This is a genomic window from Streptomyces sp. NBC_00582, assembly GCF_036345155.1.
Taxonomy (GTDB): Bacteria; Actinomycetota; Actinomycetes; order Streptomycetales; family Streptomycetaceae; genus Streptomyces.
Map to the genome: position 1 here is coordinate 1,288,918 of NZ_CP107772.1, position 15,723 is coordinate 1,304,640.

Sequence of the window (15,723 nt, forward strand, 5' to 3'; positions counted from 1 at the left end):
TCCGCATGCGCACGACCCTGCGACAGGCGGCGCGGGCCTCGGTCCATCTGCTGCTGGCCGCCGCCATGGCCTTCGGGTCGTACCTCTTCGTCACCGTGCTGCTGATCACCGCCACCGGCGCGGTGACGGGCGTCGGCGTCTGGCTGGTGCCGGAGACCGTGCTGCTGATCCGCCGCGTCGCCGGGGCCAAGAGGCGGCTGACGGCCTCCTGGACCGGCCGCGAGATCCCCGAGGCGTACGCGCCGCTCACCGGTCCGATACGGCAGAGGCTGCGTACGGCCGTGCGCGACCCCGGCACCCTCACGGACGCGCGCTGGATGGCCGCGCACTACGCCTATCCCTGGCTGACCGTGCTGATGCTGCCGCTGTGGCCGCTCGGGCTGGTCGTCGACGGGGTGGGGAGCGGCCTGCTGGGCCGCCGGGCGCGCGTGCTGCCGTTGATCGTCCGGCTCGCCGACGTCGAGACGGCCTGGTCGGCCGCGCTGCTGCGGCCCTCCCCCAAGGCGCTGCTGGCCCAGCGGGTCGAGCACCTCACCGCGACCCGGGCGGACGCGGTCGCCGCGCACGGCGCCGAGCTGCGCCGTATCGAGCGGGACCTGCACGACGGCGCCCAGGCCCGCCTGGTCGCCCTGTCGATGCGGATCGGGCTGGCGCGGCGGGCGTACGGCGCCGACCCGGACACCGCGCGCAAGCTGCTCGCCGACGCGCAGGAGCAGGCCGAGGAGGCGCTGACCGAGCTGCGGCACGTGGTGCGCGCCATCCATCCGCCGATCCTCACCGACCGGGGGCTGGTGGGGGCCGTACGGGCGCTGGCGGCGGCGAGCGGACTGCGGGTTGACGTCCTGGCCGACGGTCTCCCGGAGGGGACACGGGCGCCGGCCGCGGTGGAGGCCGCCGCGTACTTCGTGGTCGCGGAGGCGCTCACCAACGCGGCCAAGTACAGCGGGTCCGACCGGGCCGCGGTGGGGCTGGCCCGCACCCGGACCGGCCTGCGCGTGCGGGTGCGCGACGAGGGATGCGGAGGCGCCGACGAGAGCGCGGGCTCGGGCCTGCTGGGCATGCGGCGCCGGGTGGCCGCGCTCGACGGAACGGTGCGGATCACCAGCCCGGTGGGCGGCCCGACGCTGGTCGAGGTGGACCTGCCGTGCGTGTGGTGAGCGCGCTTCGGGCCAAGGAGCCGGTGCTCACCTGCCGGCAGCGCTACGCGGACGGGCGCGAGCGGGTTCCTCGACGTCACCGCCGACGCGCTGCTCGACGGCATCCCCACGGTCGCCGCGGGCGACTCCCTGCTCTCCCCGCTCGCCACCCGCTCCCTGATCACCCGCTTCCTCGCCTCCCCGGCGGAGGGCGCCCGGCTCGCCGTCCCCGGCGACCTCGCCGCGCTCACCGCCCGGGAGCGCGAGGTGATGGCCTGGGTCGCCGAGGGCCACTCCAACGAGGAGGTCGCCGAGAAGCTCGTCGTCAGCCCCCTCACCGTGCGCACCCACGTCCACCGGGCGATGACAAGCCCGGCGCCCGCGACCGCGCCCAACTCGTCGTCGTGGCCTACCAGACGGGCCTGGTCCAGGCCCCGCCCCCGCGGGAGGGGAGGAGCTGACGGCCCGTTGTCGGTGCCCTGTCCTACCGTGGCGAGCAGAGGGACGGTCCACCGAGGGCGAGGGGGGCGCGATGGGCGCGAGTTGCTGGGACTACGTCACTCCGTACACGGGCGGGGTCGAGGAGTCCCTGCGGGCACTGCACGCCGCGGAGTTCGCACGGGAGTACGGCGGTGACGACACCTACGCGAGCCTGGAGGAGCTCTGGGCGGACGCGGAGTTCATGAGCGAGGAGGGGACGCACTCCATCCTCGACATCCTGCAGGTCGTCGACACCTCCGAGCCGCCGGACGAGTACGCCGTCGAGGACTGCGGCACCCTGCGCCCGCTCGCCGCGGCCCGGGTCAGACACCACTTCGGCACGGACAGACCGTCGCCGGAGCGATTCCGGGAGGTGTACGACTCCGGGCCCGCGCTGAGCGCCGAGTGCACCGTGCGGTGGACCGCGCGGTACGTCGTCCTGCACACCGGCGACCGGCCGAGCCACCTCGGTGTCTTCGGCTGCTCGGGCGACTGAGCGGCCGTTCAGGGGAAACCGTCCCGCGGGGCGCGTGGTGCGGGGCGCGGATGTCGACAAGTCACCCGTGACGCTCCCTCTCATCGCACCCATGCTGGCCACGCCCGGCCGGCTGCCGTCCGCCGCCCAGGACGCGCACTGGGCCTACGAGACCAAGCAGGACGGGCAGCGGGCGGTGGTGTATCTCGCCGGGGACGGGACGGTCCGGCTGCGGGCCCGGTCCGGGGAGGACATCACCGCGGCCTATCCGGAGCTGCGGCCGCTGGGCACGGCGCTCGGGGCGACGGCCGCCGTGCTGGACGGGGAGGTGCTGGCGCTGGACGCGGGGGGCCGGGCCGACTTCCAGCTGCTCCAGTCGCGGATGGGGCTGGTCCAGGCACCGAGGAAGGCGGCGCGGATGGCGGCCTCGGTGCCCGTCCACCTCGTGCTCTTCGACGTCATGCACCTCGGCGGGGTCCCGCTGCTGCGGCTGCCGTACGCCGAACGCAGGGCGCGCCTCGAGGCGCTCGGACTGCAGGGGCCGTACTGGTCGACGCCGGGCGCGCTCGTGGGCCACGGACGCGAGGCCCTGGAGGCGACCCGTGCGCACGGTCTGGAGGGTCTGGTCTGCAAGCGGCTGGACTCGGTGTACGAGCCCGGGGTGCGCTCCCGCGCCTGGATCAAGATCCGCAACATGCGCACCGCCGATGTGCTCGTCGGCGGCTGGTCACCTGGCAGGGGGCGGCTGACCGGACTCCCCGGGGCCGTTCTCGTCGGGCAGCGGACCTCGGCGGGCGCCCTGCGGTACGTCGGCAGTGTGGGCACGGGGTGGAGCGAGGCCGAGCGCACCGAACTCGCCGCGTTGCTGCGGGCCGAGGCGACCGACGTGTGCCCCTTCGACCCCGTACCGGCGGCGCCGGGCGCCCGCTGGGTGGTGCCCCGGCTCGTCGGCGAGGTCCGCTACAGCACCCGCACCCGGGCCGGTCTGCTGCGCCAGCCCTCGTGGCTGCGACTGCGCACGGACCTGACGGCGCAGGAGTCGGCGGCCGACCTTCCGGACAACTCCGCCTGACACGGCATCGAGCGACCAACTATTGGGCTGCGCTTCACCACTGATACGCCTGCGACCCCTTGGCGTGGGAGTGAAAACCGTGGAAGCTGAACTTCCTTTCAACTCCCCTTCCCCCCACAGCCGTTCGGCTGCGCTCGGATCACGAGGAGGACGCGGTGGCGTCATCTACGTTCAAGGCCCGGAGCAGGAGGTGGCTCACCGGACTCGCCGGTGCCGCCGCTCTCGTGGTGGCCGTGCCCTCGGTCGCCTTCGCGGCCCCCCCGGCGGCGCTGCCGCAGAACGCCGAGGCGGCCGAACTGACGTACCAGCCCGCGTTCGACTACGACACGGACGGCTGCTACTCCACCCCGGCCATCGGCCCGGACGGCACCATCAACGGCGGTCTGAAGCCGACCGGTTCACTCAGCGGCGACTGCCATGACGCGTCCGACCTGGACAACACCAACAGCTACTCGCGCTACAAGTGCAACAACGGCTGGTGCGCCTACATGTACGGCCTGTACTTCGAGAAGGACCAGGCCATCGCGGGCAGCAGCATCGGCGGGCACCGGCACGACTGGGAGCATGTCGTGGTCTGGGTGCAGAACGGCACGATCCAGTACGTGTCGACGTCCAACCACGGCTCGTTCACCGTGCACCCGGTGTCCGACGTCCGCTTCGAGGGCACCCACGCGAAGATCGTCTACCACAAGGACGGCATCAGCACGCACTGCTTCCGGCTCGGCAACTCGGGCGACGAGCCGCCGGAGAACGCCAAGCACACCTGGCAGTACCCGCCGCTGGTCGGCTGGAACGGCTACCCGTCGGGCCTGCGCGACAAGCTGAGCGCGTACGACTTCGGCAGCGCCAACTTCGGTCTGAAGGACGCCAACTTCACCGCGCACCTGACGTCGGCGAAGCCGTCGGGGATCACCTTCGACCCCAACGCGTAAGCGGCGGTACGGAACGGGCCGTTCTACCCCGTCGGGCCACGGTTCACACCGTGACGTGTGGCCCGAAACCGGGAAGCGGTGCGGAGTGCGGGGCGCGAGGGTCTATCGTGTCCCGCATGTCCGTTCCGGAACTGATCCGCATCGTGTCCCGCGACTCGCCCATGGCGCTGGCCCAGGTGGAGCGCGTCCGCGCCGAGTTGGCCGTCCTGCATCCCGGTGTCCGCACCGAGGTCGTCCCCGTGAAGACGACCGGTGACAAGTGGATGGGCGATCTGTCCAAGGTCGAGGGCAAGGGCGCGTTCACCAAGGAGGTGGACGCGGCGCTGCTGGCCGGTGAGGCGGATCTGGCGGTGCACTGCGTCAAGGACGTTCCGGCGGACCGCCCGCTGCCCGCGGGCACGGTGTTCGCCGCCTTCCTGCGGCGCGACGACATCCGCGACGCCCTGATCCACCCGGGCGGGCTCACCCTCGACGAGCTGCCGGACGGCACCCGGATCGGCACCTCCTCGGTGCGCCGGGTCGCCCAGCTCGCCGCCACGCACCCGCACCTGGAGTGCGTGCCGTTCCGCGGCAACGCCAACCGCCGGCTGGAGAAGCTGGCGGCGGGCGAGGCGGACGCCCTGCTGCTCGCCGTGTCCGGTCTGGAGCGCATCGGCCGCACGGACGTGATCAGCGAGGTGCTGTCGCCGGAGACGATGATGCCGCCGATCGGCGCGGGCATCCTCGCCCTGCAGTGCCGCGAGGGCGACACCGACCTGATCGACGCGGTCAGCGGGCTCGGCGACCCGTCCACCCATCGGGAGGCCACGGCGGAGCGCATGTTCCTGCACGTGCTCCAGGGCCACTGCAACAGCCCGATCGCCGGGTTCGCCCGGGTGGACCGCAGCGGCGAACTGTCCCTGCGGGCCTGCGTGTTCACCCCTGACGGCAAGGTGCGGCTGAACGCCCACGAGTGGGCGGGACGGCTCGACCCGGCGACGCTCGGCACCTCGGTGGCGGTGGCGCTGCTGCGCCAGGGCGCCCGCGAGATCATCGACGGCATCCCGCACTGAGAGCCGGTGGCATGGCCGGGCACCCTCAGGCGGTGCCCTCCTCGGCCGTCTGGTCCCGCAGGAAGTTGCTGACCTGCCGGGCCAGGCTGTCGCGGCCCTGCCCCGTCGGCACGGCCCCGTCCTGGAGTCCGATGCCGCCGCTCCACAGTCGGCGGTCGGCCCAGTCGTCGTCGACCCGCAGCTGGATCTGCACGTCCACCTGGCCGAGCGCGGCCTCGGGGGCGGCGGCGTACAGGACGGCGGTGGCGCGGCGCAGCGGGTAGACGTCGAAGCCCTCGATGAACTGCGAGTTGCGCCAGTCGATGAACGCGCTCTCGCCGTCGGGCCCGATCCGTACGTCGATCTGCCCGTCCTCGAGGTGGATGGTGGAGTGCCCGGCGCCGCGGTTCTCGACGGTCACCCGCAGACAGAAGTACGTCAGCCCCTCGGCCGCGTCGTCGCGGCCGCGCGGCGGCTCGGACTGCTCCAGTCGGTGGACACGGACCCGCAGACCGGCATGCTCGTCGTACTCCTGCCAGTCCCCGACCACGTTCGGCTCGTCCACAGTCCACCTCTCGAATTCCACCGGCTGCTTCCTATCCGTGTGCTCAGCGCACTGTCAAATGAGCGGAATGCGCTGTGGCCAGGGGGTTCACCCCTTTTGATCGTCGATCAAGCCGTGCGCAGGAAGAATCCGCCGAAGGCCGCCGAGGAGCGGTCCGCGGGCGTGCCGCACATCACGTCCCGGCCAAGATCGCCCGGGTGGGTCAGCGGGCGAGACGGCCGAGCAGTGAGGAGGCGGCGGTGATGCCCAGCGCGGCGGCCAGGACGAGCACCCCGAAATCGAGCGCGAGGTGCGCGGGCGTACCGAGGAGCAGACCGCGCAGAGCGTCCACCTCGTAGCTGAGCGGGTTGATCCGGCTGATCGTCTGGAGCCAGCCGGGCATGATGGCGACCGGGTAGAGGGCGTTGGACCCGAAGAACAGCGGCATGGTGATGGCCTGGCCGATGCCCATGAGCCGGTCGCGGCTGAGGACGATGCCCGCGATGGTCATGGACAGACAGGAGAAGAAGGCCGAGCCGAGGACGACGATCCCGGCGACCCCGAGCAGCTTCAGCGGGTTCCAGGTCAGGGCGACCCCGAGCAGGGCGGCGATGAGCACGACCACGACGGCCTGGATCAGCGACTTCACCCCGGCCGCGAAGGCCTTGCCGGTGATCAGCGCCGAGCGCGGGGTGGGGGTGACGAGGAGTTTGTTGAGGACCCCGGCGTCGCGCTCCCAGATGATCTGGATGCCGTAGAAGATGGCGATGAACATCGCGGACTGGGCGATGATGCCGGGCGCCAGGTAGTCGGTGTACGGGATGCCGCCGGTCGGGATCGCATGGATGCGGGAGAAGGTCTGCCCGAAGATCAGCAGCCAGAGGGCGGGCTGGACGGCCCGGGTGTAGAGCTCGGTGCGGTCATGGCTCAGCTTCTGCAGTTCGACGGTGCACAGGGCGCCCACGCGGGCCGGGAGCACCCGCCAGCCGGCCCGCGGCACGGGCGGCTTCAGCAGCAGGTCGATGCCCCGCTCGGGGGCCCGGTCAGCCGACGCGCTGCGCGGTGCGGCGGGTGCTTCGGACATCGCGGAAGTCTCCTGAACTGTCGTCGAGGCCGCTGCCGGCGACGTCCCGGAAGACGTCCTCCAGGCTGGGCGGCGGATCCGTGGGCGCGAGGCCGCGGCGTTCGCCGAGCCCCCGTCGGAGCTCGGCGGGGGTGCCGAGGGCGCGGATGCGGCCGCGGTGCATCAGACCGACCCGGTCGCAGTACTGGTCGGCCTCGTCCATGTAGTGCGTGGTCACCAGGACGGTCATGCCGGTGGCCTCGCGCACGGCGGTGATGTGCTCCCAGACGCCGGTGCGGGCGATCGGGTCCAGGCCGATGGTCGGCTCGTCGAGGATCAGCAGCCGGGGCGCGCTGACCAGGGCCTGGGCCAGTTCGAGGCGGCGGACCATACCGCCGGAGTAGGTGCCGGCCAGCCGGTCGGCGGCGTCCGTGAGGTCGACGGCGGCCAGGGACTGGGCGACGCGTTCGGCGCGCTCCCGGCGGGGCACGTCGAAGACACGGGCGAACAGGGCGACGTTCTCCCGGCCGGTGAGGTTCTGGTCGGCGGACAGCTGCTGCGGGACGTACCCGAGCAGCCGTCGTACGGCCATCCGGTCGCGGGCGGCGTCACGGCCGAAGACGGCGACCATGCCGGAGGGGACGGGCAGCAGGGTGGTGATGCAGCGGATCGCGGTGGTCTTGCCCGCCCCGTTGGGGCCGAGCAGACCGAAGACCTCGCCCTCGTGGACGGTGAGGTCGAGCCCGTCGACGGCCCTGGTGTCCCCGAAGGCGTAGGCGAGCGCGGTGCAGGCGACGGCTTCGGTCATGACTCCTCGGCTTCCTCGTGCAGACTGACGGCGAGCGAGCGCAGCGCCGGGAGGGCGGCGCGCAGGGCCTCCTGGTCGGCGGCGTCGAGTCCGGTGACATGGCGGCGGACGAGCGCGGCACGGCGCTCCTTCCAGGCCCGCAGCCGGGTCTCGGCGGCCTCGGTGAGCAGCAGCCGGGCGGCGCGCCGGTCGGCCGGGTCGGTCCCGCGGACCAGGTACCCGTCCCTGACGAGCTGATTGACCAGGGTCGAGACGGAGTTGCCCGCGAGATACAGCTCCTTGGCGGCGTCGGAGACACCGATGCCGGGGCGGGACTCGACGAGCCGCAGCAGTTCGACCTCGGCGCCGCGCAGCCGGGGCACGGTCAGCCCCGCGCGCAGCCGGCGCCGCAGCAGCCGCTGGATGCCGACGAGCGCGTCGGCGAGCTCTTCGGGAAAGGTCTCCTCGTCCACACCTCCGAGATTACCTCTGAGTCAGAGGTAATCTCTCCTTCGCGAGCCAAAGGAAAGCCAAAAACCCAGGAAGCCGAAAATAATTCGGACATAAGGCGCCTAACGGTTTCAAGCCCCCCTGGAGGGGCATGGGAGTAGATGTGCTTCGGACCGGAGGCACGTCCGTGGGGTCCCCGCCGAGCGGGCCGCCCCGGGCGATTGCCGAAACCGTCCGAGCGCTTGTCTTCCACGGTGTCCTTCCATCCTTCGGCACACCCTCGGGAAGGCGCGCGTGATGCGTAGCACCGCCAGAACCCGTCAGCATCCCCATGACGACGCCCCGGACACCACCGAGTCGTTCGAAGAGCTGTCCTCCCTGCCCGACGGGCCCGCACGTCAGGCCCTGCGGGACGAACTGGTCCGGCTGTGGCTGCCCATGGCCGAGCGGATCGCCGTCCGCTTCCGCGGCCGCGGCGAGACGCTGGAGGACCTCTACCAGGTCGCGGCCCTCGGTCTGGTCAAGGCCGTCGACCACTACGACCCCGGCCGCGGCCGCGCCTTCGAGGCGTACGCGGTGCCGACGATCACGGGGGAGATCAAGCGCCACTTCCGCGACCACATGTGGACGCTGCACGTCCCGCGCCGGGTGCAGGACCTGCGCAACCGGGTGCGGCACGCCACGAAGGACCTCGCCCAGACGACCCCCGGCCGGGCGCCGACGGTCCCCGAGATCGCCGCGTACGCGCAGCTCACCGAGGACGAGGTGCTGACCGGCATGGAGGCGCTGGAGTGCTTCTCCGCGCTGTCCCTCGAGGCCGAGATGCCCGGCACCGACGGCTACGCGCTGACGGACGCCCTGGGCGAGCCGGACCCCGGCTACGACACCGTCGTCGACCGCGTCGCCGTGGCACCCTGCCTGCGGGGGCTGCCGGAACGCGAGCGGACCATTCTCTATCTGCGGTTCTTCCAGGGCATGACCCAGAGCACCATCGCCGAGCGGCTGGGCATCTCGCAGATGCACGTCTCGCGGCTGCTGAGCAACTGCTTCGCACGGCTGCGCGAGGAGGTCGTGCCGGAGGCGAACTGAGTCTCACTCCAACGGCGGAGCGCCGGGGATCTGGGTCGGGCCGTGCTGGTCCAGCAGGGCCTCCAGCTCAACCCTGATCTGCTCGGGCATCTCTCCGCTGCGTCCCCAGATGAGGATCAGCTCCGAGACGTTGCGCAGCTTGATGTTGGTGTGCTGCGAGACCTCCCTGAGGATCACCCATCCCTCGTCCGGCGTGACCCTGCCCAGCGCGACGATCACCCCGATCGCCTGGTCCACCACGGCATGGGAGGCGACCGCCTCCTTGAGCTGGTCGACCTCATGCTGGAGGTGGAGGATCCGGGCCGTTTCGTCTTCCGGGTCCCGCGGTACTCGTGCCACCACTCCATCGTCCCACCGGGCCTCGGCAGGCGCCGACGCCCTTTCCGGCCGGACACTGGAGAGAGGCGCCGGCCGTCGGGCCGGGAGACAGGAACGCGAGCCCCCATGAACGATCACCCGTCGTCAGCCCACGGTCCGCAGGAGGTCCTCTCCACCCACGCCGTGTTCGGCGCGCCCTGCTGGGTGAGTCTGACCAGCCGCGATCTGGAGGCCACCCAGGAGTTCTACGGGGCCGTCCTCGGCTGGCGGTGGCGGCGCGGCACTCTGGGCGGCCACTTCCGCACCGCGCTGGTCGACGACGTCCCGGTCGCCGGGATCGCCGCCGTCGCCGCGATGTGGCAGATGGCGGTGGCGTGGACGCCGTATTTCGCCGTGCCCAGCGCCGACGAGGCGGCCTCCCGGGCCCGGGAGCGTGGCGGGACCGTGGCCGTGGGGCCGATCTCGCTGCCGCCGGGCCGGGCGGCACTGCTGGCCGACCGGGAGGGCGCGACCTTCGGCGTCTGGGAGGGCAAGCTGATCGGCAACTGGGAGGCCTGGCGGCAGGCCGCCCCCTCCTTCATCAGACTCCACACCCGTGACGCGTTCGACTCCGCGATCTTCTACGGCGAGATCCTCGACTGGGCCACGGACCGGCCCGGGTGCTGCGAGGTCCGGTACGAGGGGGGCGAGGTCGTGCTGCGCAGTGGGGGTGATGTGGTGGCCCGGATCGAGTCCGGGGCGTTGGAGGCGGCCCCCGATCCGACCATTCGGCCGCACTGGCAGGTGCATTTCGCCGTCGGCGATGTCGCGGGGTGTGCTCGGACCGCGGAGAAGCACGGGGGGAGCGTGTTGCGGGAGTCCGGGGACGAGGCGATTCTGCGGGATCCGGACGGGGCGCAGTTCACTGTGACCTCGCGGCGCCAACGGTGAGGTCGGGTCGTCATTCGGGTGCGGGTGCGTAGGGGCTCGTCGCGCGGTCCCCGCGCCCCTGAACGAGGGGGCGCTGCGCGCCCCTTCACTCCGAGCGGCGTGCGGGTCTCGACAGGACGATCAAGCTGCGGGGCTCCAGGCGCAGTTCACCGCCTGCCTTGTACTCCGTCTCGTCGCGGCCCTCGTCCGGTTCCGCCGTGTCCGCGCAGACCGTCCAGCGTTCGCCGTAGGCCGCGCCGGGGAGGCGGAAGGGGACCGGCTCCCAGTAGCTGTTGAAGAGCAGGAGGAAGGAGTCGTCCACCACCGGGCGGCCCCGTCGGTCCGGTTCGGCGATGGCGTCGCCGTTGAGGAAGACACCGACGCTGTGGGCGTCCGAGCGCTGCCAGTCGCGGTCGCGCATCTCCCGGGCGTCCGGTTGGAGCCAGACCAGGTCGGGCAGGGGCTGGCCGGCGTGGGTCACGGTCTCGCCGCGGAAGAAGCGGCGCCGGCGCAGCACGGGGTGGGCGGCGCGCAGGGCGACGAGGCGGCGGCAGAAGTCGGTGAGCCGACGCTGCTCCTCGGTCAGCCGCCAGTCGATCCAGGAGAGCTCGTTGTCCTGGCAGTAGGCGTTGTTGTTGCCGCGCTGGGTGCGGCCGAGTTCGTCGCCGTGGCCGATCATCGGGATGCCCTGGGAGAGCAGCAGGGTGGCGAGGAGGTTGCGCTGCTGGCGGGCGCGCAGGGCGAGGACGGCCGGGTCGTCGGTCTCGCCCTCCACCCCGCAGTTCCAGGACCGGTTGTGGCTCTCGCCGTCGCGGTCGCCCTCGCCGTTGGCCCGGTTGTGCTTGTCGTTGTACGAGACGAGGTCGCGCAGTGTGAAACCGTCGTGCGCGGTCACGAAGTTGACGCTGGCGCGCGGCCGGCGTCTGCTGGGGGCGTACAGGTCGGAGGAGCCGGTCAGCCGGGAGGCGAACTCGCCGAGGGAGTGCGGCTCGGCCCGCCAGAAGTCCCGTACGGCGTCGCGGTACCTGCCGTTCCACTCCGACCACGGCGGCGGGAAGTTGCCCACCTGGTAGCCGCCCTCACCGACGTCCCAGGGCTCGGCGATCAGCTTGACGCGGCTGATCACCGGGTCCTGCTGGATCAGGTCGAAGAACGCCGACAGCCGGTCCACCTCGTGGAACTGCCGGGCCAGGGTGGCCGCGAGGTCGAAGCGGAAGCCGTCGACGTGCATCTCGGTCACCCAGTAGCGCAGGGAGTCCATGATGAGCTGGAGCACGTACGGATGCCGCATGAGCAGGCTGTTGCCGGTGCCGGTGGTGTCGTAGTAGTGGGACCAGTCGCCGTCCACCAGCCGGTAGTAGGAGGCGTTGTCGATGCCGCGGAAGGAGAGCGTGGGGCCCTTCTGGTTGCCCTCGGCGGTGTGGTTGTAGACGACGTCGAGGATCACCTCCAGGCCGGCCGCGTGCAGCGCCTTCACCATCTCCTTGAACTCGGTGACCTGCCGGCCCCGGGTGCCGTGGGCGGCGTAGGCGTTGTGCGGGGCGAAGAAGCCGATGGTGTTGTAGCCCCAGTAGTTGGACAGGCCGCGGTCCTGCAGGACGCCGTCGTGCACGTACTGGTGGACGGGCATCAGCTCGATCGCCGTCACGCCCAGCGAGGTGAGGTGCTCGGTCACCGCCGGGTGGGCGAGGCCCGCGTAGGTGCCGCGCAGGGCGGGCGGGACGTCGGGGTGGGTGCGGGTCATGCCGCGGACGTGGGCCTCGTAGATCACGGTGTCGGCGTACGAGCGCCGGGGCGGGCGGTCGTCGCCCCAGTGGAAGGCGGGGTCGGTGACCACGCCGAGCAGGGTGTGCCCGGCGCTGTCCGCGGGGTCGGGGCCGTCCCCGGCGCGTTCGAAGAGGGAGGGGTGGTTGTCGGTCCGGCCGTCGACGGCGCGTGCGTAGGGGTCCAGGAGCAGCTTCGCCGGATTGCAGCGGTGCCCGGCGGCCGGGTCCCAGGGACCGTGCACCCGGTAGCCGTAGCGCTGGCCGGGGCCGACGCCGGGCAGATGCCCGTGCCACACGAAGCCGTCGACCTCGGTCAGCGGGACGGCCCGGTGGCTGCCGTCGTCCTCGACGAGCACCAGGTCGACCCGCTCGGCCACTTCGCTGAACAGCGCGAAGTTGGTGCCCTTCCCGTCGAAGTCGGCTCCCAAGGGGTAGGGGTGCCCGCTCCACGCGGGCACCCCTGCGTTCCGGTACGGCGGTGAGGTCACCGGGCGTCCTCCAGGACCCGCTCCTCGACCGCCGGCGCGGCCAGTGCCGTCACCGGGAGGGCACGGGGCACCGGTCGCCCCTCGCGCAGGCTGGGCGACGGCGCGGTCGGCACCAGCGGGACGCGCTCGCCGGAACGGGCGCGCTGCGAGAACCAGATGACCTTGCCGCCGGTGTCCGTGGCGCAGCAGCCCCAGCCGTCGCTCATCGCGGCGATCTGTTCCAGGCAGCTCCGCAGGTCCTGGTCCGGGCGCAGCTCACGGTCGTTGCCGCCGACGGCCGTGATCAGATGCTGCCCGTTCCACCACATCTCGATCGAGAGGCACTTGTCCGTAGCGTGCCGGTCGATGGCCTTCAACAGCATCCCGGTGCCGCCGCAGACAGGGGCGACCAGGTTCTCGAGGTCCCAGTACCTCAGATGGGCGGCCAGGATCCGGCCGACCTGTCCGACGCGCTCCGGACTGACGTCCACGTCGAGGTGGTAATAGCAGGGAACTGCGGTCTTCATCGTCGTTGGCTCCTCACCGGCGAGGCTCCCGCTCCGTGGGCCCTCACGGGCCGAATATACGGAGGGTGAGCGCTGATCGCTTCTGAGTCACCTCCCACAGTGCGGGCGTTAGTCCATTCGTGCAACACGAGCGCACTCCCGGGTGATTGAAGATCCAACAAGACGCTGGGTGTCGGCGCGTGCACCATGAGTGAAACATTCATCGAGCCCGAAAGGTGACTGCGTCATGCTGCTACCGGCCAAGACCGAGGTCGCCAGGCAGTTGCGGCGGTACCGGGCGTGGGAGCGCGTCATGCTCGCCTCCCCGGCCGACCGCGCGGTGCGGGCCACCTTCGAGGACTCGGGCTACACCCTGTGTGTGCTCATGGGAAAGCGCTGCGCGCGCGAGGCCGCCGACGCGGCGGAGCGGTATCTGCGCACCACGCTCGCCGTCTATCTGCAGGAGCAGGACGGTCGGCCGCGGCCGACCGGGGCCGTGCGTCGCGGCGGCCGGGCGGTGGCCCGGCTCTCCGCGGCGGCGCCGTGAGGGCGGCCCCGTTCCGGTCCGGGAACGGGAGCCGGGCGGCGGGCCCGGCGGACACCACCATGACGGGCCCGGCCTCGGGCCCGGCGGACAACTCGACGACAGGCCCGGTGGCGGGGCGGACGGACGACCCGGAGCAGAACCGCGCGGCCGATCCGCCCGTTAGCCCGGCCATGAGCACAACGAAGGTGAGACGAATGAGCCCGACCCCTGTCATCGGCCGGATCCCGGTCCGCGACGTGCGGCCCGTGGTGGAGGGCGGCAGACGCCCGGCCAAGGCCGTCCCGGGGGAGAGCTTCCAGGTGACGGCGACCGTGTTCCGGGAGGGGCATGACGCGGTGGCCGCCAACGTCGTCCTGCGCGGGCCCAAGGGCCGACGCGGTCCGTGGACGCCGATGCGTGAACTCGCCCCGGGCAGCGACCTCTGGGGCGCCGAGGTCACCCCGGACGCTCCCGGCCGGTGGACGTACGCCGTCGAGGCCTGGAGCGACCCGATCACCACCTGGCGCCGCACGGCGGGCATCAAGGTCCCGGCCGGTGTCGACGTGGGGCTGGTCCTGGAGGAGGGCGCCGAGCTCCACGAGCGCGCGGCGGCCGGGGTACCGAGGGGCCGGGCCCGTACGACGGTCCTCAAGGCGGCGCGGACGCTGGGCGACGACTCCCTGCCGGTCGCGACCCGGTGGGCGGCGGCGCTGACGCCGGAGGTCGACGCGGTCCTCACCCGGTACCCGCTGCGGGAACTGCTCTCCGCCTCCGACCCGTTGCCCCTGCTGGTCGAGCGCGAACGCGCCCTGTACGGCTCCTGGTACGAGTTCTTCCCCCGCTCCGAGGGCACCGCCGACACCCCGCACGGCACCTTCCGCACCGCCGCCCGACGGCTGCCCGCCATCGCCGCCATGGGCTTCGACGTCGTCTACCTCCCCCCGATCCACCCCATCGGCACCACCTTCCGCAAGGGCCGCAACAACACCCTGCACGCCACCCCCGACGACGTCGGCGTCCCCTGGGCCATCGGCTCCCCCGAAGGCGGCCACGACGCCGTCCACCCCGACCTCGGCACCCTCGACGACTTCGCCCGCTTCGTCGAACAGGCCGCGGCCCTCGGCATGGAGATCGCCCTCGACCTCGCCCTGCAGTGCTCACCGGACCACCCCTGGGTGCACAAACACCCCGAGTGGTTCCACCACCGCCCCGACGGCACCATCGCCCACGCGGAGAACCCCCCGAAGAAGTACCAGGACATCTACCCCATCGCCTTCGACGCCGACCTCGACGGCCTGATCGCCGAGACCCTGCGCGTCCTGCGCCACTGGATGGCCTACGGCGTGCGGATCTTCCGCGTCGACAACCCCCACACCAAACCCGTCGTGTTCTGGGAACGCGTCATCGCCGACATCAACCGCACCGACCCCGACGTCCTCTTCCTCGCCGAGGCCTTCACCCGCCCCGCGATGATGCACACCCTCGCCCAGATCGGCTTCCAGCAGTCCTACACCTACTTCACCTGGCGCACCACCAAACAGGAACTGACCGAGTACCTCACCGAACTCTCGGGGGAGGCCGCCTCCTACATGCGGCCCAACCTCTTCGCCAACACCCCCGACATCCTCCACGCCTACCTCCAGCACGGCGGCCCGCCCGCCTTCGCCGTCCGCGCCGTCCTCGCCGCCACCCTCTCCCCCACCTGGGGCATCTACAGCGGCTACGAACTCTGCGAGAACACCCCCCTGCGCCCCGGCAGCGAGGAATACCTCGACTCCGAGAAGTACCAGCTCAAGGCACGCGACTGGGACACCCCCGACACCCTCGCCCCCCTCATCACCCGCCTCAACGAGATCCGGCGGAGCCACCCGGCGCTGCACCACCTCAGAAACCTGCGCTTCCACCACGCGGACAACGACTCGGTGATCGTCTACAGCAAGCGCACGGGCGCGGACACGGTGATCGTCGTCGTGAACCTCGATCCCCGCCGGGCCCAGGAGGCGACGGTCTCACTGGACCTGCCGCAACTCGGCCTGGACCATCACGCGGTCCTGTCGGTGCACGACGAACTGACGGGTGAGACGTACGCCTGGGGCCGGCACAACTACGTGCGCCTGGAGCCCGGCACGAGGCCGGCCCACGTGTTCCACGTCCGGTGACCCGCACCGCCGA

16 protein-coding genes and 1 pseudogene are annotated in these 15,723 nt (G+C 71.9%); 10 read left to right on the plus strand and 7 right to left on the minus strand.

The features are described 5' to 3' along the window. Nucleotides 1-5 precede the first annotated feature (5 nt). From OG852_RS05230 to hemC, 6 genes and pseudogenes are all read left to right on the plus strand, one after another. Nucleotides 6-1,157, plus strand: coding sequence for a sensor histidine kinase (locus tag OG852_RS05230; protein WP_133916631.1), 1,152 nt, complete (start codon nucleotides 6-8; stop codon nucleotides 1,155-1,157). Nucleotides 1,158-1,199: 42 nt separating this feature from the next. Next, a pseudogene (locus OG852_RS05235) lies at nucleotides 1,200-1,597 on the plus strand (LuxR C-terminal-related transcriptional regulator); the annotation flags it as partial. A gap of 71 nt (nucleotides 1,598-1,668) precedes the next feature. Then, on the plus strand, nucleotides 1,669-2,112 hold the full coding sequence (locus OG852_RS05240; protein ID WP_133916630.1) for a hypothetical protein: 444 nt from the start codon (nucleotides 1,669-1,671) through the stop codon (nucleotides 2,110-2,112). A 67-nt stretch (nucleotides 2,113-2,179) separates the two neighbouring features. After that, a complete protein-coding gene (locus OG852_RS05245) occupies nucleotides 2,180-3,163 on the plus strand; it encodes an ATP-dependent DNA ligase (RefSeq protein WP_443064503.1) in 984 nt (327 codons plus the stop codon). Nucleotides 3,164-3,318: 155 nt separating this feature from the next. Next, the gene (locus OG852_RS05250; RefSeq protein ID WP_133916628.1) at nucleotides 3,319-4,095 is read left to right on the plus strand and encodes an NPP1 family protein; all 777 of its coding nucleotides are present in this window, start codon (nucleotides 3,319-3,321) and stop codon (nucleotides 4,093-4,095) included. Between the two features lie 116 nt (nucleotides 4,096-4,211). Continuing rightward, nucleotides 4,212-5,147 carry a hydroxymethylbilane synthase gene (gene hemC / locus OG852_RS05255; protein ID WP_133916627.1) on the plus strand — a complete coding sequence of 312 codons (936 nt, stop codon included), beginning with the start codon at nucleotides 4,212-4,214 and terminating at the stop codon, nucleotides 5,145-5,147. Nucleotides 5,148-5,172: 25 nt separating this feature from the next. Here the strand turns inward: hemC and OG852_RS05260 are convergent, their stop codons facing one another. From OG852_RS05260 to OG852_RS05275, 4 genes are all read right to left on the minus strand, one after another. Next, complete coding sequence (locus OG852_RS05260; RefSeq protein WP_330351398.1) at nucleotides 5,173-5,691, minus strand: hypothetical protein; 519 nt, start codon at nucleotides 5,689-5,691, stop codon at nucleotides 5,173-5,175. A 202-nt stretch (nucleotides 5,692-5,893) separates the two neighbouring features. After that, nucleotides 5,894-6,754 (minus strand): ABC transporter permease, encoded by an 861-nt coding sequence (locus tag OG852_RS05265; RefSeq protein WP_133916625.1) that lies wholly within the window; start codon nucleotides 6,752-6,754, stop codon nucleotides 5,894-5,896. Next, nucleotides 6,714-7,541 (minus strand): ABC transporter ATP-binding protein, encoded by an 828-nt coding sequence (locus OG852_RS05270; RefSeq protein WP_133916624.1) that lies wholly within the window; start codon nucleotides 7,539-7,541, stop codon nucleotides 6,714-6,716. Before OG852_RS05270 ends, OG852_RS05265 begins: the two co-directional genes overlap by 41 nt. Further along, entirely contained in the window at nucleotides 7,538-7,993 is a 456-nt protein-coding gene (locus tag OG852_RS05275) for a MarR family winged helix-turn-helix transcriptional regulator (RefSeq protein ID WP_133916623.1), read from the minus strand. Before OG852_RS05275 ends, OG852_RS05270 begins: the two co-directional genes overlap by 4 nt. Before the next feature lie 274 nt (nucleotides 7,994-8,267). Here OG852_RS05275 and OG852_RS05280 point away from each other — a divergent pair, with 274 nt between their 5' ends. Beyond that, nucleotides 8,268-9,059 (plus strand): RNA polymerase sigma factor SigF, encoded by a 792-nt coding sequence (locus OG852_RS05280; RefSeq protein WP_133916622.1) that lies wholly within the window; start codon nucleotides 8,268-8,270, stop codon nucleotides 9,057-9,059. 3 nt (nucleotides 9,060-9,062) lie between these two features. Here the strand turns inward: OG852_RS05280 and OG852_RS05285 are convergent, their stop codons facing one another. After that, nucleotides 9,063-9,398, minus strand: a complete 336-nt coding sequence (locus tag OG852_RS05285) for an ANTAR domain-containing protein (RefSeq protein ID WP_330347226.1) — start codon at nucleotides 9,396-9,398, stop codon at nucleotides 9,063-9,065. A gap of 105 nt (nucleotides 9,399-9,503) precedes the next feature. Between OG852_RS05285 and OG852_RS05290 the strand changes: the two genes are divergently transcribed. Continuing rightward, complete coding sequence (locus OG852_RS05290; RefSeq protein WP_133916620.1) at nucleotides 9,504-10,307, plus strand: VOC family protein; 804 nt, start codon at nucleotides 9,504-9,506, stop codon at nucleotides 10,305-10,307. 85 nt (nucleotides 10,308-10,392) lie between these two features. On the opposite strand, the gene glgX is transcribed toward OG852_RS05290, so the two are convergent. Further along, complete coding sequence (gene glgX, locus OG852_RS05295) at nucleotides 10,393-12,510, minus strand: glycogen debranching protein GlgX (RefSeq protein WP_330351399.1); 2,118 nt, start codon at nucleotides 12,508-12,510, stop codon at nucleotides 10,393-10,395. A gap of 26 nt (nucleotides 12,511-12,536) precedes the next feature. Beyond that, nucleotides 12,537-13,046, minus strand: a complete 510-nt coding sequence (locus tag OG852_RS05300) for a pep a2 (protein ID WP_133916619.1) — start codon at nucleotides 13,044-13,046, stop codon at nucleotides 12,537-12,539. 226 nt (nucleotides 13,047-13,272) lie between these two features. Here OG852_RS05300 and OG852_RS05305 point away from each other — a divergent pair, with 226 nt between their 5' ends. Both OG852_RS05305 and OG852_RS05310 read left to right on the plus strand, forming a co-directional pair. Next, the gene (locus tag OG852_RS05305) at nucleotides 13,273-13,572 is read left to right on the plus strand and encodes a DUF5133 domain-containing protein (RefSeq protein ID WP_133916618.1); all 300 of its coding nucleotides are present in this window, start codon (nucleotides 13,273-13,275) and stop codon (nucleotides 13,570-13,572) included. A 194-nt stretch (nucleotides 13,573-13,766) separates the two neighbouring features. Then, nucleotides 13,767-15,710: an alpha-1,4-glucan--maltose-1-phosphate maltosyltransferase gene (locus OG852_RS05310; RefSeq protein WP_330347227.1), complete on the plus strand. Its 1,944-nt coding sequence runs from the start codon at nucleotides 13,767-13,769 to the stop codon at nucleotides 15,708-15,710. Nucleotides 15,711-15,723: the final 13 nt, after the last annotated feature.

Coding starts and splice junctions, on each gene's coding strand:
- OG852_RS05230 (WP_133916631.1), top strand. CDS start 6: ATGCGCACGACCCTGCGACAGGCGGCGCGGGCCTCGGTCCATCTGCTG.
- OG852_RS05240 (WP_133916630.1), top strand. CDS start 1,669: ATGGGCGCGAGTTGCTGGGACTACGTCACTCCGTACACGGGCGGGGTC.
- hemC (WP_133916627.1), top strand. CDS start 4,212: ATGTCCGTTCCGGAACTGATCCGCATCGTGTCCCGCGACTCGCCCATG.
- OG852_RS05265 (WP_133916625.1), bottom strand. CDS start 6,754: ATGTCCGAAGCACCCGCCGCACCGCGCAGCGCGTCGGCTGACCGGGCC.
- OG852_RS05270 (WP_133916624.1), bottom strand. CDS start 7,541: ATGACCGAAGCCGTCGCCTGCACCGCGCTCGCCTACGCCTTCGGGGAC.
- OG852_RS05280 (WP_133916622.1), top strand. CDS start 8,268: ATGCGTAGCACCGCCAGAACCCGTCAGCATCCCCATGACGACGCCCCG.
- OG852_RS05290 (WP_133916620.1), top strand. CDS start 9,504: ATGAACGATCACCCGTCGTCAGCCCACGGTCCGCAGGAGGTCCTCTCC.
- OG852_RS05300 (WP_133916619.1), bottom strand. CDS start 13,046: ATGAAGACCGCAGTTCCCTGCTATTACCACCTCGACGTGGACGTCAGT.
- OG852_RS05305 (WP_133916618.1), top strand. CDS start 13,273: ATGCTGCTACCGGCCAAGACCGAGGTCGCCAGGCAGTTGCGGCGGTAC.
- OG852_RS05310 (WP_330347227.1), top strand. CDS start 13,767: ATGAGCCCGACCCCTGTCATCGGCCGGATCCCGGTCCGCGACGTGCGG.